Annotated in this window: 2 protein-coding genes and 1 pseudogene; 1 reads left to right on the top strand and 2 read right to left on the bottom strand. The window is 65.0% G+C overall.

The window, feature by feature from the left end:
- Both G3N99_RS38425 and G3N99_RS38420 read right to left on the bottom strand, forming a co-directional pair.
- A pseudogene (locus tag G3N99_RS38425) lies at window positions 1-360 on the bottom strand (PilN family type IVB pilus formation outer membrane protein); the annotation flags it as partial.
- Window positions 360-863 carry a toxin co-regulated pilus biosynthesis Q family protein gene (locus tag G3N99_RS38420; protein ID WP_206124997.1) on the bottom strand — a complete coding sequence of 168 codons (504 nt, stop codon included), beginning with the start codon at window positions 861-863 and terminating at the stop codon, window positions 360-362. The pseudogene G3N99_RS38425 and the gene G3N99_RS38420, both read right to left, overlap by 1 nt.
- A 312-nt stretch (window positions 864-1,175) precedes the next feature.
- Between G3N99_RS38420 and G3N99_RS38415 the strand changes: the two genes are divergently transcribed.
- Complete coding sequence (locus tag G3N99_RS38415; protein ID WP_206124996.1) at window positions 1,176-2,279, top strand: ATPase, T2SS/T4P/T4SS family; 1,104 nt, start codon at window positions 1,176-1,178, stop codon at window positions 2,277-2,279.
- Window positions 2,280-2,604 lie beyond the last annotated feature (325 nt).

Raw genomic sequence — 2,604 nt, 5'->3', positions numbered from 1 at the left:
CACGGCCGCCTGCTGCGCGCTCGCGGCGACCTGCGTCGGCACCTGCGTGAGCCGCGTGATCTGCTCGGCGAATTCGGATAACGAAGAAACCGCGCGGTCGAACGACGCCGGCTCGTCGAAGAGTGCGGGGAGCTGTTCGCGGTTCTGCAACTTCACGGCGCCCGCCGACACCCACAGCCCGTTGTCGACGACGACGGGCGGCAGCGCGTGCACGCTGTTGTCGCCGTCGGCGGTGCGCTTGAGGAGCGCGCCGGATTCATCCGAATCGCGTCGCACGTCCCGCTCGATGCCGCTGCGCAGCCCGGTGCAGCCGCTCAGCAGCACGGCGGCCAATAACGAAAGAACGAAAAAAATGCGCATCAGCCCGCTCCCTGCGCGACGACGCGCAACACGTGATTGCCTTGATAGAGAATCGCCTGGATCGGCGTCGCCGTGCGGCCGAGACTCGCGACGAGCACTTGCAGCGCATCCTCGAACGAGCCGCGCAGCGTCGCCTGCGCGTCGATGCTGAAATCGACCGGCGCATCCCAGACGAGCTGCCAGCCCGCCGTGTGCGCCCATCGCGACAAGACGCCGCGGATCGTGCCGTCGGACGCGCGTACGTCCCAGACGGGTGCGTCCGCAACGGGCAGCGACGCGGGCCGTGCGGCCGTGGCCGGCGCGGCCCCGGCCGACGCCGATGGCGATATCGCGCGCGAGACGTCGACGCGCGTGGCCGTCAGCGGGGCGTGATCGAAGCGCTCGACAAATGGGCCGCCGATCGCCGGATCGGTGCCGGCGGGCGGGCCGCTCGCCGCGCAATCGGTTGCAAAAAGCGCGGTCGCGATGAACGCGGCCGCGGCGACCGTAGCGCCGTGCATCATGGTTTTCCTCGTTACTCGACTGCTGCCGTGCGCCGCTGGCCCCCGCGCTTTGCTGCTCGATGATCCCGGATGTCGCGTCCGACGCCCCGGACCGCCTGCGCGGCCGGAAATGGCTTTCCGAACATGGGATTACCGCAGCGCTACATAATAGGTCTACACACGCAGTCGCATTATTGAAGTGATTATTGCGCGGCAAATATACCCTGAACGGTTTGACAAAAGCTAGTTTGCATGCAAAATTAAATAGACCATTCAATTTCTTCTTTCATTGCGGGAAATGCACCGCTCAATCCATTCATTCGAACTGCCAAGATGAACCAGCATTCCGCCGCCCCGCTGCGCGATCTCGCGGGCGAAGTGCTCGGCCTGATCGACCTGAAGCAGATGTTCACCGACATCCACATCGAGCAGGACCGCCCCGTCACGATCAAGACCCCGCGCGGCTGGGTCGAGACGAGCGACGAACCGGTGCTCCTCGACGACATGCGGCCGCTGCTCGACGCGATCGACGAGCATTGGGAAGCCGCGCTGCGCCAAGGCACGCTCGACCGCCCGTTCGTCCTCACGCGCTGCCGGCTGCGCTGCCACGTGTACCGCGCGGGCGGCGGCCGCAAGATCGTGATCTCGATGCGCCGGCTGCCGCTCAAGCCGCTGCCGCTCGAGGAACTCGGCCTGCCCGTCTACGTGCGCTCGATGCTCGACAACACGAAGGGCATCATCCTCGTCACGGGCCCGACGGGCTCGGGCAAGACGACGACGATCGCGTCGCTGCTCGAGCACATCAACACGACGCGCAACACGCATATCGTCACGATCGAGGAGCCGATCGAATACTATCTGGAGCGCCGCCAGTCGATCATCTCGCAACGCGAAGTGCCGACCGACACGCCGAATTTCCCGCACGGGCTGCGCGAGGCGCTGCGGCAAAGGCCCGACGTCGTGATGGTCGGCGAGGTGCGCGACGCGCAGACAGCCGACACGCTGCTGCAAGCGGGCGAATCGGGGCACCTCGTGCTCGCGACGATGCACACGGGCAGCGCGGTCAGCGCGCTCAACAAGCTGCTGTCGTTCTTTCCGGTCGAGCAGCGCGACCGGCACGCGGTCGCGCTCGCCGAATCGCTGATCGGCATCGTCTGCCAAAGCCTCGTGCCGAGCGCGGACGGCGAAAGCCTCGTGCTCGCGAGCGAACTCCTGTTCAACAACAACAACCAGGTCGCGAAGCTGATCGCGGAGCCGACGAAGCTGCACCTCGTCAACGAGTTCCTGCGGCGCCGCGAGGACAACATGTCGCGCTCCCTGAACGACGACCTCGCCGCGCTTGCGGCCCGCAACCGGATCTCGACGAAGGACGCGTTACGGGCGACTTACAATCGGATCGAGCTGAACGAAATGATGCAATCGATTGTTAATCGTTAGGCGCGCATCCGATCCGCTATTTTTATTCCGATCTAAAATCGGAAAAAAATCGTATAAACACGCCGAATCCCGTGTTAATCGACTGGTGGAATTAATTTCAAAAAGCCGATTGTCGTCGCGCGTCGAAATCGTGCCAGACCGTCGTTTAATAATGCGTGAGGTTCGCATCAATTGCCGAGCAGGCGCGTCTGCGTGCTGAGGCCGAGGCCGTCCGGCGGCGTCGCCGACGAATGCGCGCGTAACGTCGCGCGCTTCGCGGTTTCGGGGAGGCTGGCGATTGCGCTTGCCGGGGCCGGCGCGCGTCGCGCCTGCGCGGTCGGCGATG

Source organism: Burkholderia sp. Ac-20392 (genome assembly GCF_017104585.1).
GTDB classification, from domain to species: Bacteria; Pseudomonadota; Gammaproteobacteria; order Burkholderiales; family Burkholderiaceae; genus Burkholderia; species Burkholderia lata.
The sequence above is the reverse complement of the archived record's forward strand: the minus strand, read 5'-3'. Positions and strand labels throughout refer to the sequence as shown.

Excerpts from the sequence above, each read along its gene's own strand:
- G3N99_RS38415 (WP_206124996.1), top strand. The coding sequence starts at position 1,176 with ATGAACCAGCATTCCGCCGCCCCGCTGCGCGATCTCGCGGGCGAAGTG.
- G3N99_RS38420 (WP_206124997.1), bottom strand. The coding sequence starts at position 863 with ATGATGCACGGCGCTACGGTCGCCGCGGCCGCGTTCATCGCGACCGCG.